The organism is Kitasatospora sp. NPDC056138, assembly GCF_042264695.1.
In the GTDB taxonomy this organism is placed as follows: domain Bacteria; phylum Actinomycetota; class Actinomycetes; order Streptomycetales; family Streptomycetaceae; genus Kitasatospora.
On the sequence record NZ_JBHJVK010000011.1, the window covers coordinates 66,806 to 87,670 of the forward strand.

Annotated in this window: 19 protein-coding genes and 1 pseudogene; 16 read left to right on the plus strand and 4 right to left on the minus strand. The window is 72.4% G+C overall.

The genetic code is table 11. From position 1 onward, the window contains the following. The first annotated feature begins 3 nt into the window (after nt 1-3). The 12 genes from ACFC1R_RS10510 to ACFC1R_RS10565 all read left to right on the plus strand — a co-directional run bounded on the left by ACFC1R_RS10510 (nt 4) and on the right by ACFC1R_RS10565 (nt 11,237). Nucleotides 4-846: an MlaE family ABC transporter permease gene (locus tag ACFC1R_RS10510; protein ID WP_375935869.1), complete on the plus strand. Its 843-nt coding sequence runs from the start codon at nt 4-6 to the stop codon at nt 844-846. Then, complete coding sequence (locus ACFC1R_RS10515) at nt 843-2,084, plus strand: MCE family protein (RefSeq protein ID WP_375935871.1); 1,242 nt, start codon at nt 843-845, stop codon at nt 2,082-2,084. The genes ACFC1R_RS10510 and ACFC1R_RS10515 overlap by 4 nt, the downstream gene beginning before the upstream one ends. After that, nucleotides 2,081-3,112, plus strand: coding sequence for an MCE family protein (locus ACFC1R_RS10520; protein WP_375935874.1), 1,032 nt, complete (start codon nt 2,081-2,083; stop codon nt 3,110-3,112). Before ACFC1R_RS10515 ends, ACFC1R_RS10520 begins: the two co-directional genes overlap by 4 nt. After that, nucleotides 3,109-4,137: an MCE family protein gene (locus ACFC1R_RS10525; protein ID WP_375935877.1), complete on the plus strand. Its 1,029-nt coding sequence runs from the start codon at nt 3,109-3,111 to the stop codon at nt 4,135-4,137. The genes ACFC1R_RS10520 and ACFC1R_RS10525 overlap by 4 nt, the downstream gene beginning before the upstream one ends. Continuing rightward, complete coding sequence (locus ACFC1R_RS10530) at nt 4,137-5,186, plus strand: MCE family protein (RefSeq protein WP_375935879.1); 1,050 nt, start codon at nt 4,137-4,139, stop codon at nt 5,184-5,186. The genes ACFC1R_RS10525 and ACFC1R_RS10530 overlap by 1 nt, the downstream gene beginning before the upstream one ends. Then, nucleotides 5,183-6,376: an MCE family protein gene (locus tag ACFC1R_RS10535; RefSeq protein WP_375935882.1), complete on the plus strand. Its 1,194-nt coding sequence runs from the start codon at nt 5,183-5,185 to the stop codon at nt 6,374-6,376. The genes ACFC1R_RS10530 and ACFC1R_RS10535 overlap by 4 nt, the downstream gene beginning before the upstream one ends. After that, complete coding sequence (locus ACFC1R_RS10540) at nt 6,376-7,659, plus strand: MlaD family protein (protein ID WP_375935885.1); 1,284 nt, start codon at nt 6,376-6,378, stop codon at nt 7,657-7,659. The genes ACFC1R_RS10535 and ACFC1R_RS10540 overlap by 1 nt, the downstream gene beginning before the upstream one ends. Further along, nucleotides 7,656-8,168 carry a hypothetical protein gene (locus tag ACFC1R_RS10545; protein ID WP_375935888.1) on the plus strand — a complete coding sequence of 171 codons (513 nt, stop codon included), beginning with the start codon at nt 7,656-7,658 and terminating at the stop codon, nt 8,166-8,168. Before ACFC1R_RS10540 ends, ACFC1R_RS10545 begins: the two co-directional genes overlap by 4 nt. A 17-nt stretch (nt 8,169-8,185) precedes the next feature. After that, nucleotides 8,186-8,872: a hypothetical protein gene (locus ACFC1R_RS10550; RefSeq protein WP_375935890.1), complete on the plus strand. Its 687-nt coding sequence runs from the start codon at nt 8,186-8,188 to the stop codon at nt 8,870-8,872. A 23-nt stretch (nt 8,873-8,895) separates the two neighbouring features. Further along, complete coding sequence (locus ACFC1R_RS10555) at nt 8,896-9,438, plus strand: nuclear transport factor 2 family protein (protein ID WP_375935893.1); 543 nt, start codon at nt 8,896-8,898, stop codon at nt 9,436-9,438. A 52-nt stretch (nt 9,439-9,490) separates the two neighbouring features. Beyond that, complete coding sequence (locus tag ACFC1R_RS10560; RefSeq protein ID WP_375935895.1) at nt 9,491-10,282, plus strand: hypothetical protein; 792 nt, start codon at nt 9,491-9,493, stop codon at nt 10,280-10,282. 211 nt (nt 10,283-10,493) lie between these two features. Continuing rightward, a complete protein-coding gene (locus ACFC1R_RS10565; RefSeq protein WP_375935898.1) occupies nt 10,494-11,237 on the plus strand; it encodes an SDR family oxidoreductase in 744 nt (247 codons plus the stop codon). Between the two features lie 302 nt (nt 11,238-11,539). Here the strand turns inward: ACFC1R_RS10565 and ACFC1R_RS10570 are convergent, their stop codons facing one another. Next, nucleotides 11,540-12,703 carry a DUF418 domain-containing protein gene (locus ACFC1R_RS10570; protein WP_375935901.1) on the minus strand — a complete coding sequence of 388 codons (1,164 nt, stop codon included), beginning with the start codon at nt 12,701-12,703 and terminating at the stop codon, nt 11,540-11,542. Nucleotides 12,704-12,899: 196 nt separating this feature from the next. Between ACFC1R_RS10570 and ACFC1R_RS10575 the strand changes: the two genes are divergently transcribed. The 3 genes and pseudogenes from ACFC1R_RS10575 (at nt 12,900) to ACFC1R_RS10585 (ending at nt 15,707) form a co-directional block, all read left to right on the plus strand. Then, nucleotides 12,900-14,921: an FAD-dependent oxidoreductase gene (locus ACFC1R_RS10575; protein WP_375935904.1), complete on the plus strand. Its 2,022-nt coding sequence runs from the start codon at nt 12,900-12,902 to the stop codon at nt 14,919-14,921. A gap of 60 nt (nt 14,922-14,981) precedes the next feature. Further along, nucleotides 14,982-15,311, plus strand: a pseudogene (locus tag ACFC1R_RS10580) (PadR family transcriptional regulator); the annotation flags it as partial. 153 nt (nt 15,312-15,464) lie between these two features. Continuing rightward, on the plus strand, nt 15,465-15,707 hold the full coding sequence (locus ACFC1R_RS10585; protein WP_375936067.1) for a hypothetical protein: 243 nt from the start codon (nt 15,465-15,467) through the stop codon (nt 15,705-15,707). 40 nt (nt 15,708-15,747) lie between these two features. Here the strand turns inward: ACFC1R_RS10585 and ACFC1R_RS10590 are convergent, their stop codons facing one another. Next, a complete protein-coding gene (locus ACFC1R_RS10590; RefSeq protein ID WP_375935907.1) occupies nt 15,748-16,929 on the minus strand; it encodes an alpha/beta hydrolase in 1,182 nt (393 codons plus the stop codon). A 594-nt stretch (nt 16,930-17,523) separates the two neighbouring features. On the opposite strand from ACFC1R_RS10590, the gene ACFC1R_RS10595 reads away from it, so the two are divergent. Next, a complete protein-coding gene (locus tag ACFC1R_RS10595) occupies nt 17,524-17,958 on the plus strand; it encodes a hypothetical protein (RefSeq protein WP_375935910.1) in 435 nt (144 codons plus the stop codon). A 75-nt stretch (nt 17,959-18,033) separates the two neighbouring features. On the opposite strand, the gene ACFC1R_RS10600 is transcribed toward ACFC1R_RS10595, so the two are convergent. Both ACFC1R_RS10600 and ACFC1R_RS10605 read right to left on the minus strand, forming a co-directional pair. Continuing rightward, on the minus strand, nt 18,034-18,309 hold the full coding sequence (locus ACFC1R_RS10600) for a hypothetical protein (RefSeq protein ID WP_375935913.1): 276 nt from the start codon (nt 18,307-18,309) through the stop codon (nt 18,034-18,036). Nucleotides 18,310-18,678: 369 nt separating this feature from the next. Continuing rightward, nucleotides 18,679-19,569 carry a LysR family transcriptional regulator gene (locus ACFC1R_RS10605; protein WP_375935916.1) on the minus strand — a complete coding sequence of 297 codons (891 nt, stop codon included), beginning with the start codon at nt 19,567-19,569 and terminating at the stop codon, nt 18,679-18,681. Between the last annotated feature and the right edge of the window lie 1,296 nt (nt 19,570-20,865).

Consider the following 20,865-nt stretch of genomic DNA (forward strand, 5'->3'; position numbering starts at 1 on the left):
CCGATGAGCCTGCTCGACCGCGACAAGCCTGCGGCCCGGGTGCGCCGGCCACTGGCCTGGCTGGACGAGACCGGTGACCACCTGCTCTTCCACCTCGCCGCGGTGCTCTGGATCCCGCGCACCCTGCGCCGGTACCTCAAGGAGGTGCAACGCCTGCTCGCCGAGGTCGCGTTCGGCAGCGGCGGCCTCGGCGTCATCGGCGGCACCGTCGGCGTGATGATCGGGATGACCGCCGCCACCGGCACCGTGGTCGGCCTCCAGGGCTACGCGGCGATGAACCAGCTCGGCACCACCGCGTTCACCGGTTTCATCTCCGCCTACTTCAACACCCGTGAGATCGCCCCGCTGGTCGCCGGGCTCGCCCTCTCCGCCACCGTCGGCGCGGGCTTCACCGCGCAGCTCGGCGCGATGCGGATCAACGAGGAGGTGGACGCCCTGGAGGGGATGGGCATCCGCAGCCTGCCGTACCTGGTCAGCACCAGGATCATCGCGGGCGTCGTCGCGCTCGTCCCGCTGTACGGGGTGGGGCTGCTCAGTTCGTACGTCGCCTCGCGCTTCGTCACCGTCTTCGTCAACGGCCAGTCGCAGGGCACCTACGACCACTACTTCAACCTCTTCCTCTCCCCGTCCGACGTGCTGCTCTCCACCCTCAAGGTGCTGGTCTTCAGCGTGATCGTGATCCTGGCGCACTGCTACTACGGCTACCACGCCAAGGGCGGTCCGGCCGGGGTCGGCGTCGCCGTCGGAAGGTCCGTGCGGAACGCGATCGTGATCATCAGCATCACCGACTTCCTGCTCAGCCTGGCCATCTGGGGCGCCACCACCACCGTGCGGGTGGCCGGATGAACGCCCCCCGGGGCGGCGTCGCACGCCGCAGAACGGCCGGGGTGGCGTTCCTGATGGCACCCGTCCTGCTGGCCTGGCTGGCCGTCGCCGTCTACGACAAGGACTTCACCGCCGGTGACACCGTCGTGGTGGAGACCGGCAGCACCGGCAACGAGATGCACCTGGATGCCGACGTGAAGCTGCGCGGCGTCGTGGTCGGCCAGGTCCGGAAGATCAGTGCGGACGGCGACGGCGCACGGCTCACCCTCGCCATCGACCCCGCCAGGATCGGGCAGATACCCGCCGACGTCAGCGCCCAGATGCTGCCAACCACCCTGTTCGGCGAGCGCTTCGTCGCTCTCGTCCCGGGCGGGACCTCCGGTGGCCGCGCGCTCACGGCGGGCGCCACCATCGGACAGGACCGCTCCTCCAACGCCGTCGAACTCCAGCAGGTGCTCGACCACCTGCTGCCGCTGCTCACCGCCGTCCAGCCGCAGAAGCTGGCCGCCACGCTGAACGCCGTCGCCACCGCACTCGACGGCCGGGGCGGCCAACTGGGCCGGACCCTGGCGCAGTTGGACTCCTACCTGAAGAAGCTCAACCCCGAGCTGCCCGCCCTCACCGACGACGTCCGGCAGCTGGTCAAGGTCAGCCAGGTGTACGGCGACGCCGCGCCCGAGATCGTCCAGGCACTCACCGACCTCACCCGCACCAGCAGCACCATCGCGGAACAGCAGGCGAACCTCGACACCCTGTACGGCCGGACCACCGGCACCGCGCAGGAGCTGACCTCCTTCCTGCAACGCAACAAGGACAACCTGATCCGCCTGACCACCGACAGCAGGGACACCCTCCAACTCCTCGCCCGGTACGCGCCGTCCTTCCCCTGCACCCTGCAGACCCTCGCCGACTTCGTCCCCGTCATGGACAAGGCCCTCGGCAAGGGCACCGACCAGCCGGGACTGCACGTCACCGTCAGCACCGTCGCCTCGCGCGGCGCGTACCAGGCCGGCCGGGACACCCCCGTCTACCGGGCGACCGGCGGACCGCACTGCTACGCCCTGCCCTACACCGGGCGCACCGTCGCACCCACCCCGGCGGCCGACCAGACCCTCGGACTGCCCAACTCCCCGCAGGAGAACCAGCTGGTGAACGAGCTCCTGGCCCCCGGGATGAACGCGAAGGCACCGGACCTGCCCGACTGGAGCAGCCTGCTGCTCGGGCCCGTGCTGCGCGGCGCGGAGGTGACCCTGAAGTGAAGCGCCGCAGCCTCGCCGGGCCGCTCGCCAAATCGCTGGCCTTCGTCCTGGTCACCACCCTCTCCACCGCCGTGCTGGCCCTCGGCATCGCCAACACCGCGATCGGCGACACCGTCGGCTACGACGCCAGGTTCACCGACACCACCGGACTCGCCACCGGTGACAGCATCCGCATCGCCGGGGTCAAGGTCGGCCAGGTGGACAGCATCAGCGTGGTCGACCGCCGGATCGCCGAGGTGCACTTCTCGGTCCGCCGGGACCGGCCGCTGCCCGCCTCGGTCACCGCCTCCGTCAAGTACCTCAACCTGGTGGGCCAGCGCTACATCGACCTCCAGCAGGGCCCCGGGAAGCCCGGTGAGACCCTGAAGCCCGGCGGCACCATCCCGCTGGACCGCACCACCCCGGCGCTCGACCTCACGCAGCTGTTCAACGGCTTCCAGCCGCTGTTCCAGGGCCTGTCACCCAACGACGTCAACCAGCTGGCCGGGGAGATCGTCCAGGTCCTCCAGGGCGAGGGCGGCACCGTGCAGAGCCTGCTGCGCAGCGTCGGCTCGCTGACCACCACCCTGGCCGGCAAGGACCAGGTGATCGGACAGGTCATCGACAACCTCAACTCCGTGCTGAGCACCGTGAACTCGCACGAGACCGGCCTCACCGACCTGGTGACCACCCTGCAGGAGCTGGTCACCGGCTTCAACGCCGACCGGCAGCCGATCGGCCGGTCCATCAGCGCCATCGCCGACCTCACCACCAGCACCGCCGGACTGCTCCAGGACGGCCGCGCACCGTTGAAGGACTCCATCGCCCAGCTCGGCGCCCTGTCCGCCAACCTCGCCGACGGCACGCCGCAGCTGGAGGACTTCCTGCAGAAGACCCCCCAGAAGCTGCGTGCGGTCGGCCGGATCGCCTCCTACGGCTCCTGGCTCAACCTCTACCTCTGCGAGGCCACGGTGTCCGGCGTCACCACCTCGGACGGCAGCAAGCCACCCACCGGCATCGCCGTCACCGAGCCGAGGTGCCGAGGATGAGGAGCCCGCTCTTCACCCCGCTGCGCCACCGCAACCCCGTCGCCGTCGGAGCGGTCGGACTGCTGCTGATCGCACTGCTCGGGGCCGGTGTCACCTACGCCGACGACCTGCCGCTGATCGGCGGCGGCACCGACTACAGCGCCGACTTCACCGAGGCGGCCGGGCTGCGCCCCGGCAACGAGGTGCGGATCGCCGGGGTCAAGGTCGGCAAGGTGACCACCGTCGCCCTGGACGGTGCCAAGGTCGAGGTCGGCTTCCGGGTCGAGAACGCCTGGATCGGCGATGCCAGCACCGCCGCGATCGGCATCAAGACCCTGCTCGGCGAGAAGTACCTGGCCGTCGACCCGCTCGGCAGCGGCAGACAGGACCCCGCCAGCCGGATCCCGGCCAGCCGCACCACCTCGCCCTACGACGTCAACAAGGCCTTCGACGGTCTCGGACAGACCCTCGGCGCGCTGGACACCGAGCAGCTCGCGCAGAGCTTCGAGACCATCGCCGACACCTTCAAGGACACCCCCGCCTCCGTGCGCAGTGCCGCCGACGGCCTCTCCGCCCTGTCCAGGACCATCGCGAGCCGCGACAGCCAGCTCGCCGAACTGCTCTCCGGCAGCCGGAAGCTGACCACCACCCTGGCCGACCAGAACGGGCGCTTCGAGCAGCTGCTCGCCGACGGGGACCAGCTGCTCGGCGAACTCCAGCGGCGCCGCGACGCCATCCACCAACTGCTGCTCGGCACCCGGAGCCTGAGCACCCAGCTCAGCGGGCTGGTCACCGACAACGAGCGGCAGCTGGCGCCCACCCTGACGGCGCTCGACCGGGTCACCACCGTGCTGCTCGCCAACCGGGACAGCCTCGACCAGGCACTCGCCCTGGTCGGACCGTACTACCGGCTGGTGGGCAACACGGTCGGCAGCGGCCGCTGGTTCGACGGCTACCTCTGCGGGGTCGTTCCCAGGAGCTACCTGCCCGCCGGCTCCCAGCCCGCCACCGGCTGCATGCCGCCCAAGCCGAAAGGGGGCAACTAGTGCTCACCGTACGGCAGCGCCTGACCGCCGCCGGGGCCGCGGCCGTGGTCGCCGTCGGCGCCGTGGTCCTCGTCCTGCCCGGCGACGACGGCAAGCACCTCACCGCGTACTTCGACCACACCGTCGGCGTCTACGCCGGGTCCGACCTGCGGGTGCTCGGGGTGAAGGTCGGCACGGTGGACTCCGTCCAGCCGCAGGGCACGCGGGTCAGGGTCACCATGACCCTCGACCGGGGCGTGCCCGTTCCCGCCGACGCGCACGCCCTGGTGGTGGCACCGAGCGTGGTCTCCGACCGCTACGTCCAGCTCACCCCCGCCTGGACCGGCGGACCGCAGATCCGGGACCGCGCCGAGATCCCCGCCGACCGCACCGGGACCCCCGTCGAGATCGACCAGCTCTACCAGAGCATCACCCGGCTCTCCGACGCCCTCGGTCCGAACGGAGCCAACGCCACCGGGGCGCTCTCCCGGCTGCTCGACGTCGGCGCGCAGAACCTCGACGGCAACGGGCAGGCGATGGGGCAGGCGATCGACCGGCTCGGCCAGGCCACCCGCACACTGTCCGACCACCGCGACGACCTGTTCGCCATGCTGACCGAACTCCAGTCCTTCACCACCATGCTGAAGAACAACGACGACAAGGTGCGCTCGGCCACCGACCGGCTCGCCGCCGTCAGCGGCTTCCTGGCCGACGACAAGGAGAACCTCGGAGCCGCGCTCCAGCAGCTCGCCACCGCGCTGGGCCAGGTGAAGACCTTCATCCAGTCCAACCGCAGCAGGCTGAAGACGAGCGTGGACAGGCTCGCACCGATCACCCAGACCCTGGTCGACCAGCGGGCGTCGCTCGCCGAACTCCTCGACACCGCGCCGCTCGCCGCCGACAACGTCCTGAACGCCTACGACCCGGCGCACGGCACCCTCGACGGCCGGGCCGACCTCAACGAGCTCAGCATGGGACTGCCGCTGCCGTTCCCGGCGACCGGGAGCACCACGACCGGCGCCACGGCGGGAACCACGACCGGGACCAGCACGCAGGAGGCCGGCCGATGAGACCAGCAGTCGCCGCAGCCACCGCGCTCGTCCTGGGAGCGGTCCTGACCGGCTGCTCGGCGGGCTTCAGCGGCGGCATCCAGGACCTGCCGCTGCCCGGCGGCGCCGACCTCGGCAGCCACCCGTACGAGGTCAAGGCGCAGTTCGCCGACGTCCTCAGCCTAGTGCCGCAGGCCTCGGTCAAGGTCAACGACGTCGCCGTCGGCCGGGTCACCGGGATCACGCTCGCAGCCGACAACTGGACCGCCGTGGTCACCATGCGGATCAACGGCTCGGTCCGGCTGCCCGCCAACGCCTACGCCCAGCTGGAACAGTCCAGCCTGCTGGGCGAGAAGTACGTCCAGCTCTCCACACCGCCGCGCGGCGAGAGCGCGCAGGGCGAGCTCCGCAGCGGCGCGGTCATCCCGCTCGACCGGACCAATCGCAACGCCGAGGTCGAGGAGGTCTTCGGGGCACTGTCGATGCTCCTCAACGGTGGCGGCATCCAGCAACTGCACACCATCAACGTCGAGTTGAACAAGGCGCTGACCGGCAACGAGCCGCAGCTGCGCTCGATGCTCGGGCAGCTCGACACCCTGGCCGGCCAGCTGGACGCGCACCGCAAGGACATCACCGACGCCCTCGACGGCATCGACCGGCTCTCCGCCACCCTGGCCGGCCGCAACCAGCAGATCGGCACCGTGCTCACCGACCTCAGCCCCGGGCTCAAGGTGCTCGAACAGCAGCGCGGTTCACTGGTCACCATGCTCCGGTCGCTGGACACCCTCTCCGGAGTCGCCGTCGACACCGTCAACCGCAGCAAGGACGACATGGTGGCCGACCTCAAGGCACTCGCACCGACCCTGCAACGGCTCGCCGACGCCGGAAGGGCGCTGCCGGACTCACTGCAGGTGCTGGCCACCTACCCCTTCACCGACGAGGTGTTGCGCGGTGTCAAGGGCGACTACCTGAACGTCTACCTCTCGATGACCGCCGCACCCGGGACGCAGATCATCCCGGCCCTCGACCCCGACGACAACGCCGACCCGCCCGCCCCACCACCGCCACCCGCCGACAGCCTGGCCCACCTGCCGCTGCCGCTGCCCCCGCTCGCCGCCGGTCAGCCGACCGCCACACCGACGGGTCAGCCGGGCGCCACACCGACGGGTCGGCCGAGCCCAGGCGGTACGCCCGCCGGAACGGGGCAGTGATGCTCACCCTCGCCACCCGGCTGAAGAACCTCGCCTTCCTGCTCATCGCGGTGCTCGTGCTGGGCTTCATCGCGGTCCGCTACGCCGACCTCGGACGGTACGTGGGCCTGCGCGGCTACTACTCCGTCCAGGTCCGACTCGCCCAGACCGGCGGCCTGTTCGAGCACGCCAACGTCACCTACCGGGGGGTCTCGGTCGGCCGGGTCGGGCCGATCCGGCTCACCCCGGACGGTGTCGAGGCCGAGCTGCGGATCTCCGACTCCGCGCCGCGCATCCCGGCCCGGCTCCAGGCGGTGGTGGCCAACCTCTCCGCCGTCGGCGAGCAGTACATCGACCTGCGGCCGAGCACCGACGCCGGGCCCTATCTGGAGAACGGTTCGATCGTCGCGCGCCAGGACACCAGCACCCCCGCGCCCGTCACCAACCTGCTGACCAGCCTGGACACCCTGACCACCTCGGTCCCGCTCCAGTCGCTGCGCACGGTGGTGGACGAACTCGGCAGGACCTTCGCCGGGCAGGGCGCCAACCTCCAGACGCTGCTGGACAACAGCAACAGCTTCCTGAAGGCCGCCGACCAGGCGCTGCCCGGCAACACCGTCCTGATCGACGACGGGCGCACCGTGCTGCACACCCAGGCCGACGAGGCCGACGCGATCCGCTCCTTCGCCGACGGGGCGAGCCAACTCGCCGCCCAGCTCGGCAAGTCCGACACCGACCTGCGCCGCGTGATCGCCAACGCGCCGCTCGCCGCCGGACAGGTCACCGCCCTGGTCAAGGACCTCGACCCGAGCCTCAGCGTGGTGCTCGCCAACCTGCTCACCACCTCCGACCTCGCGGTCACCCGCCAGCACGGCATCGAGGAACTCCTGGTCCGGCTGCCGCAGGTGGCCGCCGCCGGAGCGACCGCCGTGGACGACCAGGGCGCCCACCTCGGGATGGCGCTGACCTTCTTCTCCCCGCTGCCCTGCACCGCCGGATACGGCGGCACCGGCTACCGCAACGGCCTCGACACCGCTACCGGCCCTGCCCTCAACACCGCCGCCCGCTGCACCAGTCCGCCCGGCACCGGGATCGGCGTACGCGGCTCCGCCAACGCACCCACCGGCGGCGTACCGACACCGGCGAGGCCGGGCACCGCAGCGGCCGCAGGCACCGCCGGTACGGGCGGCCCGGACCTGACCCCTGCCACTGCACTGCCCGGCGCGCTCGCGCTGCCCGCACTGCCGGGCGCTGCGCCGGACGGCCTCGCCGGACTGCTCGCACTGGAGGACACCGCCCGATGAGCCACCGCATCCGGTGGGCGGCCGCGATCGTCGCCGTCCTGTTCTGCGCCGCCTCCGGCTGGTGGTGCGCGCAGACCCGGGACGACCCCCGACTCCGCCGTGCCGAGGCCCGGGACACCGCACTGGCCGACGGCCGGGCGGAGCTGGCCCGGCTGAACAGCATCGACGCCAAGGACTTTGCCGCCGGCCTGCGGCAGTGGCTGGACGCGACCACCGGCGCGCTCCACGACCAGCTGCGCGGCAGCAGCGGCGCGGACGGCGCGGCGGTGGCCAAGGCCGGCACCTCGGCCCGGGGGACCGTCACGGACGCCGCCGTCACCGAGCTCGACACCCGTGCGGGAACGGCGCGCCTGATCGCCACCGTGCAGGTCGAGTTGACGCCGTCGTCGGGCGGGACGGCGACCGGCACCACCGGTACCGATCGCAAGCGATTCGAGGCGGGCCTGGCCCGCACCCCCGACGGCTGGAAGGTCAGCTCGCTCACCGCCGTACCCATCGGTGCGAGCTGACCCGGGAGGACCCGCAGATGACCACCGAAGTTCCGGCCGACGAGGCCCCGGCCACCGAGGCCCGGGCCGACGAGGCCCCGACACCCCGGGTCCCGGCCGCCGAAGGCCCGGACCCCGAACCGTCGCCTGCCGACGAGGCGTCCGGCGGCGAGCTGCCTGCCGACGAGCTGCCTGTCGACGAGCCCGGTGACGAGGTGTCCGGCGGTGTCCGGTGGCGCCGCCGGCTTGCCTGGGCCGCGATCGGCGCCCTGCTGCTCGGCGGCGGCGGCTTCCTGTACGCGGGCGTCCAGAACCGTGACGCCCCGGCGGCCGCCAACCGGGCACTCACCGATCCCGTCGCCACCGATGCCGTGACAGCGGAGGTGGGCAGTGCGCTCGCCAAGGTCTTCTCCTACAGCACCGGGGACACGGCGGCCACCGCACAGGCGGCCCGCACGTTGCTGGACGGGCCGGCCGCCACCCAGTACCAGCAGCTGTTTGCGCAGGTGCAGCAGCGGGCGCCGGAGCAGCAGCTGATCCTCAGTACCCGGGTGGTACGGGTCGGGGTGGTGCAACTGGAAGGCGATCAGGCGCAGTTGCTGGTGTTCCTCGACCAGACCGCGCAGCGCAAGGAACGGCAGGCCACCATGGTGGCCGCCCAGCTCTCGGTGACGGCCAACCGCAAGGACGGCCACTGGCGGATCACCGATCTCAAGTCCCGTTGATTCCGGTGTGGGGGAGACGAATGATGGCAGTACGCAGGCCGGGCGCGCCGAGGAGTCCGCTGGCGGCGGTGGCCACCGGGCTGGCCGCGCTGGCGGCGGCCGTGGCGGCCTGGTCGGGCTGGTCCTGGTACGCGGCGGCGCACGACGGCACCGCCGCGTACGCGCAGGACCGGGACCGGGTGCTCGCGGTGGGCGAGCAGGCCGTGCAGAACATGAACACCCTCGACCACGCCGACCTCTCCCACGGCCTGGACATCTGGGAGAGCTCGACCACCGGCGACCTGCACAGCCAACTGGTGCAGGGACGGGCCGAGTTCACCAAGCAGGTGCAGCAGGCGCAGACGGTCACCACCGCCAAGGTGCTGTCCGGCGCGGTGACCGAGCTGGACGACCGGGCGGGCCGGGCGAGCGTGATGGTGGCACTACGGATCACCGTCGCGGCACCGAAGAACACCCCGGCCACCAAGGAGGCCAGGATGCTCGCCGAACTCACCCGTACCGGCGACGGCTGGAAGCTCAGCGCCCTCGGCCAGGCGCCGATGGGCGACAGCGCCGTCAATCCGTAGCCCCGTCGAGAAGTTCCGGTGCGCGCCGCCGCCTGTGAGAGGACCAGTGCAGATGTCCACCACCCGTCACCTGATCAACCGTCAGCGTCGCCTGGCGGCTGCCGCCGCCGCGCCGGCCCGTCCCGTCGCTGCCGCGCCGAACCGTCCCGCCCGTGAGCCCGGGGCACCCGAGCGCCGCGCGGCCGTCGACCCCGGCCACGCCGTCGGCCCCGAACCCGCCGTCGACCCCGACGGGATGGCCGAGCCCGGCTCGGTGACGGAGGTGGCCGACGCCCCCGGGCGGCGTCGCGGCCGGATGCGCTGGCCGGCCGCACTCGCCGTGCTCACCCTGCTGCTGGGCGGTCTCGCCGCCTGGTCGGCCGCCCGTGCGGCCGACCTGCGGGACGGCTCGCCGGCCCGGAACGCGGCGCTCGCCGACGCCGCCCGGACCAGCGAGGTCAAGGGCACCGTCTCGCAGGCGGTCAACACCCTGTTCTCGTACAACTACGCCGACACCGCGCGCACCGACGACGCGGTCAAGCGGCTGCTGATCGGCCAGGCCGTCCAGCAGTACGCGACCATGCTCGCCGAGGTCCGCAAGCAGGGGCCGCAGCAGAAGATGGTCCTGACCACGACCGTCACCAATGCCGGGGTGGTCGCGATCGACGGGGACCGGGCGCGTCTGCTGATCTACGCGGACCAGCGCAACACCGGCACCGCCGAACCGGCCGAGTCCGCTGCGGCCACTGCCGATCCGTCGAAGTCCGACACCGGCACCGCCTACTCGCCCGCGATGTTCGCGGTGGACGTGGTCCACCAGGACGGCACCTGGAAGATCTCCGACATCGACACCTTCGGCCGCTGAGCGGCCGTCCGCCGCCTGCTGTCCATCGTCCGTCGCCGGTCGCCCGTCGCCCGTCGGGCGGTCCAACAGGGCCGTTACTAGGGGGATTCAGGGGGATCGGCAGGACCGGCCCCTGCCGTAGTCTGCGAACCGTCCGGCCCGGTCGGCCGTGTCGCCACCGGTACGCCCCGGCCGCGGCTCACCCCCGGGATCCACGAACAGGGAGGTCCGCGTGGCAGCGGTACTCATCACCGGTTGCAGCAGCGGGATCGGTCTGGAAACGGCACTCGCGTTCGCCGGACGAGGGGACCGCACCTACGCCACGATGCGGAACCCGGCCAAGGCCGACCGGCTCAGGGAGCGCGCCCGCGCTGCGGGCCTCGACATCGAGGTGCTGGCCCTGGACGTCACCGACGACGCCTCCGTGGCGGCGGCGGTACGGACCGTGGAGGAGCGGCACGGGGCGATCGACGTCCTGGTGAACAATGCCGGGATCGACTACCACGGGGCCGTCGAGGCCACCCCCATCGAGCAGGCCAGGGCGGTGCTGGAGACCAACTTCTGGGGGCCGCTGCGCACCATCCGCGCGGCCCTGCCGGCCATGCGGGCCCACGGTGGCGGGGTCATCGTCAACGTCAGCTCGCTGGCGGGCCGGATCTGGGCGGTGCCCTACGGCGGGTTCTACGCGGCCAGCAAGTCCGGGCTCGGCTCCGTCAGCGAGGCCCTCGCCGGAGAGGTGGCGCAGTTCGGCATCCGCGTGGTCTCCGTCGAGCCGGGCAGCTTCGCCACGGACGTCCACGCGAACGCGTCCACCCGGGAGGCGTCCGAGGGCGACCCGTACGCGGCGGACGAGGCCTGGCTGGCCCGGTTCATGGAGCGCATCGGCGAGGGGGCCGGGGAGCCCGGCGTGGTCGCGGACGCCATCGTCGCCGCCGTGGAGGACCCCGGCACTCCGCTGCACACGCTGGTCGGCTAGGAGGCCGCGATGGCGGTGGAGCTCGTCGCCGAGGCCGGTTTCGACGAGTGGCTGCCGCAGTTCGTCCAGGCGGCCGAGAGCATCGCCGGCCCCCGGCCCGTCTGACCCGGCCCCCGGCCCGTCTGACCCGGCCCGCCTGCCCGCCTGACCCTGTCTGTCTGCCTGCCTGCCTCGACTCGGCCGGAGCCCGCCCCGTCAGGCCCGGTCGCTCCGCCACTGCGCCCCGGATCCCCGTGGCTCTCGGCGCAGGCCCGGTGCGCCGAAACCGCGCAGCCGCCCGGGAGCGGCTGCGCGGCCGGCCGTCAGCGGATGAAACGGGCCAGCAGCGTGGCCCGGTGCAGCGCCGTCTCCAGCGGCCCGCGCCGGAACCGGCGGGTCCAGCACCAGGCCAGTGCCAGGGCCAGCACGCTGAATCCTGCCAGCAGCAGCGCCGGTGAGCCGGGCAGGTCCTCCCCGCCCAGGGCCTCGATGAGCACGATGTGCCCGACGTACGCGGACAGCGAGAGCGCGCCGACGGCAACGACCGAGGCCACCGGCAGGCTGGCGCCGACCGAGGGCCGCCGCGCCAGCAGCGCGGTGCAGGCGATGAGGATGCTCAGCGCGACGCCGAGGGCACCGAGGATCTCGAAGGTGGTCCCGCTGTGCGGGGCGGCGGTCAGCAGCCCGGCCGGCCGGGAGGTGTCCACGGTGCCGTTCTCGGGGCCGTCCCACCAGTTCACGTCCACCGGGACGAACCGGCAGGCCAGCCAGGCGCCGCCGTAGCCGACGGCGACCAGTACCGCTCCCGTGACGGCCAGTCGGGAGCGTACCCGGGGCGATGTCAGGTCGAGCCGTCCGAGAGCCATGCCCGCGAGGACGAACGGCATCCAGGTGAGTGCCGGGTAGCTCCCGGTGAGCAGCAGGGCGAGCAGCCCCTCGCCGCTGAGGTGGGCGATCGGGTCGACAGTGGTGAGCGGGGCCGTCCAGTCCCGGGCCTCGAGACCGGCCCGGAGCACGAAGGAGAGCTGCGGTCCGATCAGGGCCCAGCCCAGTGCGGCGGCGGCCAGTGGTCCGGCCGCCAGCCGGGTCAGCGGCAGGGCCAGCAGGAAGTAGACGCCGTAGTAGGCGAGGATGACCGCGACGGGGGTGTTCAGCGCGGTCAGCGCGCTGCCGGCGGCCAGCAGCACGAGCGCCCGCAGCGCGATCCTGGCGGCGGCCTGCCGGCCGGCCCGGCCGACGCGCGGGCTGCGCCCGGCGATCAGCGCCAGGGAGACGCCGGCCAGCATCGCGAACAGGGCGGAGGCCCGCCCGTGCGCGAACTGTGCGGCCAGGCCGATCGGCCCGTCCTCGCCCGGGACCGGCCCGACATGGGCGGCGAACATGCCGAGCACGGCCAGGCCGCGCGCCAGATCGAGGCCGAGCAGACGTCCCGGGGAGGCCGAACCGGGCTGCCCGGCCGGGTGGTTGGTGACAGTGTCAGCGGACATGAACCAAGTCTTGGGCTGTTGTGGGCCGATACGTACGCCGCAAGGAGGGGAAGTGCCCCTGTCGATCGACGGGGCGCGCGGGGTGGCGGCGTGCGCCGTCGAGCACGGTCGACGCTCCGAAGGCATGTGCAACTAGTTGCATAACCGAACTCGCCCGGCCTACCGTGAGGTGACACTTCGCGCGAGGAGGCGCTGGATGACCGCGTACCCCCACCTGCTGAGCCCGCTCGACCTGGGGTTCACCACACTGCCCAACCGGGTGCTGATGGGATCGATGCACGTCGGCCTGGAGGAGGCGCCCGGCGGTTTCGAGCGGATGGGCGAGTTCTACGCCGCCCGGGTCCGGGGTGGTGTCGGGCTGATCGTCACCGGCGGGATCGCCCCGAACGAGGAGGGCCGGCCGTGGGGCGGCGGCGCCAAGCTGACCACCGAGGAGGAGGTGGCGCAGCACGCCGTCGTCACCGCGGCCGTGCACCGCGAGGGCGGCCGGATCGCCATGCAGATCCTGCACTTCGGCCGCTACGCCCACCATCCCGACCTGGTGGCGCCCAGCGCGCTCCAGGCGCCGATCAGCCCGTTCACCCCGCGCGCGCTCACCGACGAGGAGGTGGAGCGGACCATCGGGGACTTCGTCCGGGCCGCCGAACTCGCCCGGCGGGCCGGGTACGACGGCGTCGAGATCATGGGCTCCGAGGGCTACCTGATCAACGAGTTCATCGCCGCCGCCACCAACCGGCGCGAGGACCGCTGGGGCGGCTCCTACGAGAACCGGATGCGCTTCCCGGTCGAGATCGTCCGCCGGGTCCGCGAGCGGCTCGGGCCGGACTTCATCGTCATCTACCGGCTCTCCATGCTCGACCTGGTGCCCGGCGGCTCCACCCTGGACGAGGTGATCACCCTCGCCAAGGCGATCGAGGCGGCCGGCGCCACCATCATCAACACCGGCATCGGCTGGCACGAGGCGCGCATCCCCACCATCGCCACCTCCGTTCCGCGCGGCTCGTTCGCCTGGGTCACCAAGAAGGTGATGGGCGCCGTCCGGATCCCGCTGGTCACCAGCAACCGGATCAACACGCCCGAGATCGCCGAGCAGTTGCTCGCCGACGGCCACGCCGACATGGTCGCCCTCGCCCGTCCGCTGCTCGCCGACCCGGACTTCGTCGCCAAGACCGAGCGCGGCCGGGCCGAGACCATCAACACCTGCATCGGCTGCAACCAGGCCTGCCTGGACCACACCTTCAGCGGCAGGATCACCTCCTGCCTGGTCAACCCCCGCGCCTGCCACGAGACCGAGCTGGTGCTCAGTCCCACCCGCCGCTGCAAGCGGATCGCCGTCGTCGGTGCCGGACCCGCCGGCCTCGCGCTCGCGGTCGGCGCCGCCGAGCGCGGCCACGCCGTCACCCTGTACGACGCGGCCGGCGAGATCGGCGGGCAGCTCAACATCGCCCGTCAGGTGCCCGGCAAGGAGGAGTTCGACGAGACCCTGCGGTACTTCCGCCACCGGCTCGAAGCCGAGCAGGTCGAGCTGCGGCTCGGCACCCTCGTCACCGCCGACATCCTCGCCGCCGGGGGCTTCGACGAGATCGTGCTCGCCACCGGGGTCACCCCGCGCACGCCCGACCTCCCCGGCATCGACCACCCCAGCGTGGTGAGCTACCTCGACGTGCTCCGCGACAAGGCCGAGGTCGGCCGGCGGGTGGCGATCCTCGGCGCCGGCGGCATCGGCTTCGACGTCGCCGCGTACCTCACGGACCCCGGCGACGGCGCCGCGCTCGACCGGGCCGCCTTCCACCGGCAGTGGGGCATCGACACCGACTTCCGCGCCCCCGGCGGCCTGCGGGAACCGGCCAGGGCCGCCGCGCCGCGCAGCGTCCACCTGCTCCAGCGCAAGACCAGCAAGGTCGGTGCTGGGCTCGGCAAGACCACCGGCTGGATCCACCGCACCGAACTGCGTCACCGTGGCGTCACCATGCTCTCCGGCGTCACCTACCGGCGGATCGACGACGCCGGACTGCACATCACCGTGGACGGCCGTGAGGAGACCGTCCCCGTCGACACCGTGGTGGTCTGCACCGGACAGGAACCCCGGCGCGAGCTGTACGAGGCCCTGCTCGCCCTGGGGGCCCGGCCGCACCTGATCGGCGGCGCCGACCTGGCCGCCGAGCTCGACGCCAAGCGCGCCATCGACCAGGGCACCCGGCTCGCGGCCACGCTCTGACCCCGCGCGTCCGTAGGATGCCTCCTGACCGCCGTAGGTACCTGCCGGAGGCCACCGACCATGTCGCTGCCGCACGCCATCCTCACCGCCCTGCTGGAGAAGCCGTCCTCGGGGCTGGAGCTGACGCGCCGGTTCGACAAGTCGATCGGCTTCTTCTGGCCCGCCACCCATCAGCAGATCTACCGGGAGCTGGGCAGACTGGAAGAGGCCGGGCTGATCCGCGAGCTGCCCCAGCAGCAGCCGGCGCGCGGCGGCCGCAAGGAGTACGAGGTGCTGCCCGAGGGCCGTGCCGCGCTGATCGCTTGGGTCGGTGAGAGCCAGGATCCCAAGCCCGTCCGCGACGCGCTGGTCCTGCGGCTGCGCGCGGCGGCGGTGGTCGGTACGAGGGGTTCCGACGGCGGGCCCGGCAACGGATCCGGCGGGGTGCCGGACGATGCTCCCGGTGCCGACCCGGGTGCCGGTGTCGATCTCGGCCCCGCTGTCGGTCCCGGTGCAGGTGTCGGACTCGGCGTAAGCCTCGGTGTCGGTGACGGTCTCGGCAGTGTGCTTGGCGCCGAACTCTGCCGCCACCGTGAGCTGCACCGGCGTCAGCTCGCCGAGTACCGGGCGATCGAGGAGCGCGACTTCGCCTCGATGTCGGACGACCGGGCCCGCCTGCAGCACCTGGTGCTGCAGGCGGGCATCGGCCTGGAGACGTTCTGGCTCGACTGGCTCGACCGGGCACTCGCCCAACTCGCCGACGGGGAGTTCGACGAGGAGCTGGACGCGGACCTGGGGGAGACCTGACCGGTGACCCGGCCCCGACGCTCGGGCGGGACTCGGTCGCTCAGTGCTCGGGCGGGATGATCCCGGTGAGCCACTTGAACGAGGGATCGACGAGCGGCTTCCAGGTCGAGCTCAGGTGCGGGCCGTTGGTCTCGAACGGCGTCACCGTGGTCGGGGACTTCGCCGCCTTCTGCAGCGCCACCGCGTCCTCCAGGCCGTCGCCCTTGTTGCCGGTCTCGTAGAGCGCCACGTTCGGCGGGGTGGTGGCGTGGGTCAGGAGGTACAGCGGGTTGGAGGTCTCCCGCAGGTGCGCGTCCGTGGCGGTGAGCGAGTCGGACTCGCCCATCGGGTCGTTGTAGCCGGACATGCTGATCGCGGCGCGGTAGCGGTTGGGGTGGGCGAGGGCGAGGCGGGTGGCGCAGTGCGCGCCCGCCGAGTAGCCGGCCAGTGCCCACCGGTCGGGCGACGCGTCGACCCGGAAGTTGTCCAGGACCATCTGCGGGACGTCGCGCGACAGCCAGGTCTCCGCATTGACCTTGCCCGCGACGTCCGCACAGCCCGTGTCGGTGTGCTGGCCCAGCAGCGTGACCCGGGGCGAGACCAGGATGAACGGCGACACCTGGCCGGACCTCATCAGCGGTGCGAGCTGCCTGGAGACGTCCATGGTGCCGAACCAGGTGCTGGAGGAACCGGGGAAGCCGGCCAGCAGCTCGACCACGGGGAAGGTCCTGTCCTTGTTGGCGGGGTCGTCGTACTGCGGTGGCGTCCACACCAGGACCTCGCCGTCGACGCCGGAGAGCTGCCCCTTGAGGTCGGTCTCCTTCACGTCCTTGGGGACCGCGCTGTCGTCCACCGGGTGGAAGGACTGGATCACCTTGGGCCTGGCCGAGCCGGAGTCCGCCGCGATGCCGCTGTCCTTCGGCGGCACCGGGACCGCCCGGACGTGGTTGCCGGTGCCCAGCAGGTCGCCCCAGCTGTCGTAGATCAGGTTCGAGTTGTTGACCATCACGAACACCATCAGCACCGCGCTGGACTGGCAGAACAGGATCGTCGCCAGGTGGCCGACGAACCGCAGTGGTCCACGGCCGCCGCCCTCCGGGGCCCGGCTCCGCGAGCCTCCCCGCCGCCCTCGACGGTTGCTGTCGCCTCTCCTGCCCCTTCCCCACTGAGCCATGGCCACCGCTATCGAGACCAGGAAGAGGACGATCGTGAGGATGTAGAAGGGAGTACCGGTCAGATTCATCGCGTCCCCGTATCCAGCTCCTGTGCCGACCGGGTCACTGCCCGGCTCTGCCCCGTCCGTGGAGAGACCACCGGGGGCGGGCGTTCGGTTGCCCGTGCCCCTTGGTCATCTGCACCGCCCCCGTGCTCACCCTGCTGACGAACGCTGGAGAACGCTGCTGACGGGCACGTTCTCCGCCGCCTCGAAGTGACCGGCGGGACAATCTCCCACACCCGAACCCTTCGCTCAGGATCGGGTCGGCGATCGCGCCCACAGCCGTCACGCGGGCACTCGGCGGGCGCGGGGGCGGGTCCGGGGGCAGTTCCTGCTCCGTCGGCGCCCGAAGTTCCGTGTGAGTACTGACGGTTGGTCAAAGTGCTTGGAGGAATGCCGGTTTGGCGATGCTCGCGTCGAGCCGGCGGCGGCTCCGCAGTCGCTGTGGTGCGCGGGTGCCCTGCGGCCCGGACCGGCCTGTCGGAGGGCGGCCAGGAGGGTGCGGCGAGGAGGGCGAGCGATTCGCGAAATGGGGTGAATCAGGCGAGAACGGCGACGGTGGGCCGCCGCCGGGGTGTAGGACGTCTACAGACGAGTTCGTCCGCCCCCAGGAGGTAACCCGTGAAAACCGCGAAGCTCGTGACCGTTCCGCTGGCCCTGGGTCTGGCGCTAACCGCGACGACGGTCTGCGCCACGACGACGGCGTCCGCTGCCTCCGACCATTCCCGGAGCCGGACCACCCGTGCCGTCACGCTCACCAACGGCGACAACGGCCGCGCCGTGGCCGTGACCGCCGGTGACGTGATCACGGTCAGGCTGACCCATCTCCGCGACCAGGGCGACACCTGGGTGTGGAGCGCGCCGACAGCCTCGGCCTCCGCCGTCCTGCGGCGGATCCGGGGCGGCACCTCACCCGACGGGGACGCGACCGCGACCTTCCGCGCGGACACCGACGGCACGAGTGACATCACCGCGTCCCGGCGCTGCGTCCCCGATCCCGGGTCCGTGTGCCCACGGGTCGTCATCCCCTGGAGGGTCACGGTCACCGTCACGTGACCGATCGCCCCGCCCCGCCCCTGCACCGGCAGGGGCGGGGTCCGGCTGCGGCGCGCTCGGCCGCAGCGCCTCCCGTCACAGGGCCCTGAGCGCGGCCTCGCAGCTCCGGCAGCGGCGGGTCCGCTGGGACGGCGGGTACCAGGGCGCGCCCGGCTCCGTCGGGCTGTACGGCTCCCGCTCCAGGTCACTCGTCGCGATGCCGCAGAAGGTGGCCGGGCCAGGGTCCTCGGGGACCTCCGGGTCGGACGGTGCCGCGTGCACCCAGCGGATTCTGGCGCCCACGTCGACCTCGCCGGCGTCCAGGACCTCCGTGGAGGGTTCCAGCTCCAGCAGTACGATCACACCACTCATGTCTCCGACCGTGCGCCAGGACGCCGTCGGCCGCATCTCGACGCGCTCCCGAGCGTTCGGTGCGTCGCGCCGTCCGTGCCGTCCGTACCCGCTGTGCTCCGGGTGGTCGCCGGGTCTGGGCCCGGGGCCGGGCGGTCCCAGCGAGTGGTCAGTGCACCGTGCAGGGACGAGGGGACCGCGATCCCGCCCGGCTGCATCCGGACGGAGCCCGGGTCGACGAGCCGCACCTCGTGGCGGACGAGGAGCAGCCGGGCGAGCAGGATCAGTTGGGTGGTGCCGAGCCGCGAGCCCGGGCAGGCCCGGGGCGACCGGTCGAACGGGACGTGGTGTGCCGCCCGAAGGGCCGGGCGGCACACCGGCGGTGCCGGTTCAGCCGAGCGCCTCGGCGACGGTCTCGGCGAAGGCGCGGATGCGGGCGGTCTCGTGGTCCTGATGCCATATCAGGCCGAGAGCCGAGTCGGGGAGGCCGGTCACCGGGACGTAGCTGATGTCGCGCCGCTGGTAGTACTCGCTGGTGGGGCGGTACAACAGCATGGCGCCCCGGTTGCCCGCGGCCAGGGAGATCCCCTCCTGCAAGGTCCGGACGGCGGGGCCGAGCGGGACGGGGAGGCCGCCGGGGGTGCGGGTGGGGGCCTGGGCCTGGCGCCAGTAGCCGGGCGCGGGCTCGGCGATGGAGATGAGCGGGGTGTCGGCGAGCGCCTCGGCGGTCACCGAGGCGCTGGCCGACAAGGGGTGTTGCCGGGAGACCGCGAGGTACTGCGGCTGCCGGGAGAACACCGGGCCGAGGACGAGGTGGTCCTCCGCCATCGGGAGCAGCACGGCGGCGGTGTCCACCTCGCCGCGCCGCACGGCACCGAACGGATCGGAGAGCGGGATCTCGGTGAACTCCGTGACACAGCCGGGGAAGCGGTTCTGGAACGCGGTGACGGCGGCCATGAACGGGGCGTCGGCGCTGCCCTGGAAGCCGATCCGCAGCTGCCCCTGGAAACCGCGGGCCGTGGCTGCGGCGTCGTCGAGGGTGGCGCGCAGCGTCGCGTAGGCGGGGCGGAGGGAGGCGAGGAACTCGTGGCCGAGCGGGGTGAGGCTCACCTGACGGCTGGTGCGTTCCAGCAGCCGGGCACCGATGCGGCTCTCCAGGGACCGGATGAGCTGGCTGACCCGGCTCTGCGAGACGAACAGCCGTTCTCCCGTCCGGCCGAAGTGCAGTTCCTCGGCGAGGGTGAGGAAGCACTCCAGCTCACGGAGGTCCAGGCCGCCCATGGCTTTCCTTTCGGTTCGGCGCCTTCCGGTGTCGGGGCCGCAGGGACGGAGCCGCGGAGCGAGGGTCGGATGTGTCCTGGAGCCCGGCCCTGAAGGCGAGTTCGGCGGATTGATCCACCCCATGAACGCGTGAGGCTTTCGTTCTTGTTCCCGGTTCCACCGGGAAGTCGGCCGGGGCTGTGGCAGAACTTGATCAAACGGCCGGAGCGGCCTCGGCCGGGAGTCGGCCGACTCCGGGACCTCGCGTTCGACCCACCGCAAGGGCCGGCTGCCCTGCTCGTCGAAGCGCAGTGACAACGCCTCGTGGCGCCGCACGATCCGGGCGAGGCAGTCACGCAGGGGCTCCGGATCGACGGATCCGCCCAGTTGTTCCGGAAGGACGATGCCGAGTCGGTGATCGTCGGACGTCCTCGATCCGGCGGCCCGGATGTCGCGCTGACACGAACTCGGGGGAATTCCTGGCGGGGCGTCACGGGCCCTCCTCTCCGCGTACGAGCGGGAATCGGATTCACTGACTCCCACCTCGGACTTTACCTGCGCGTGACCGAAGCGCTCCACTACTCGTCCGGGTAGGACGGCGCTACTCGTTCGCGCAGTCGCGTTGCTCAAATGCCCCTGGACGCTTGGCTTCCCGGCTGCCGTTACGCGGTCGTCGGGCCGGACTTCCCCGGCTCCGGGAACACCCGATGCCGATCGGTCCGCTGACACCGGACGGTCCGGCCGATTTTCTCTTCGACAGTGCCGCGCGATCGGGATTTCGTTCTTTCGTCATTTCCGGTTTGTCGAGGGGGACGGCGGTCGCGGGCCGAGCCGAGGCCCGTCATCCCGACCGGGTGACCGCACTCGTTCTCTCGGCGGGCCTCGCCCACCCGAACGCCCGGCTGCGGATGGCCGTCGAAGCGTGGTGGGCGCTGGGTGCCCCGGTGGCGACGGTCGTGCACCGGCCGCCTGCCTCTCGCTCCTCGTCGGCAGCGCTGACGGCATGCGCTGAAGGCATGCACCGGCGGCACGCGCCGAGGGTGGCGGTCGGGTGCCGGTCGGTTCACGGGCGGGCGGGCGGGCCGGAGCCGTCCTGTCCGTCCAGGGGCATCCTCGGGGCGCCGCCGAGCGCCCGGCGGCCCGTCCGGGAGTGGCTCGCTCCGGCTGAGCACGCCGACCCCGATGCCCCGGTCATGCAGTTCCGTGGCCACGGACCGCCCCGGGAACCTCCGTGGCGCCGACCGCCGGAACCTCGCCGCAGCCACCCGGAGAGGGCGCCGCGAGGTGAATCACCAGCGGGGGAAAGCCGGTGATGCG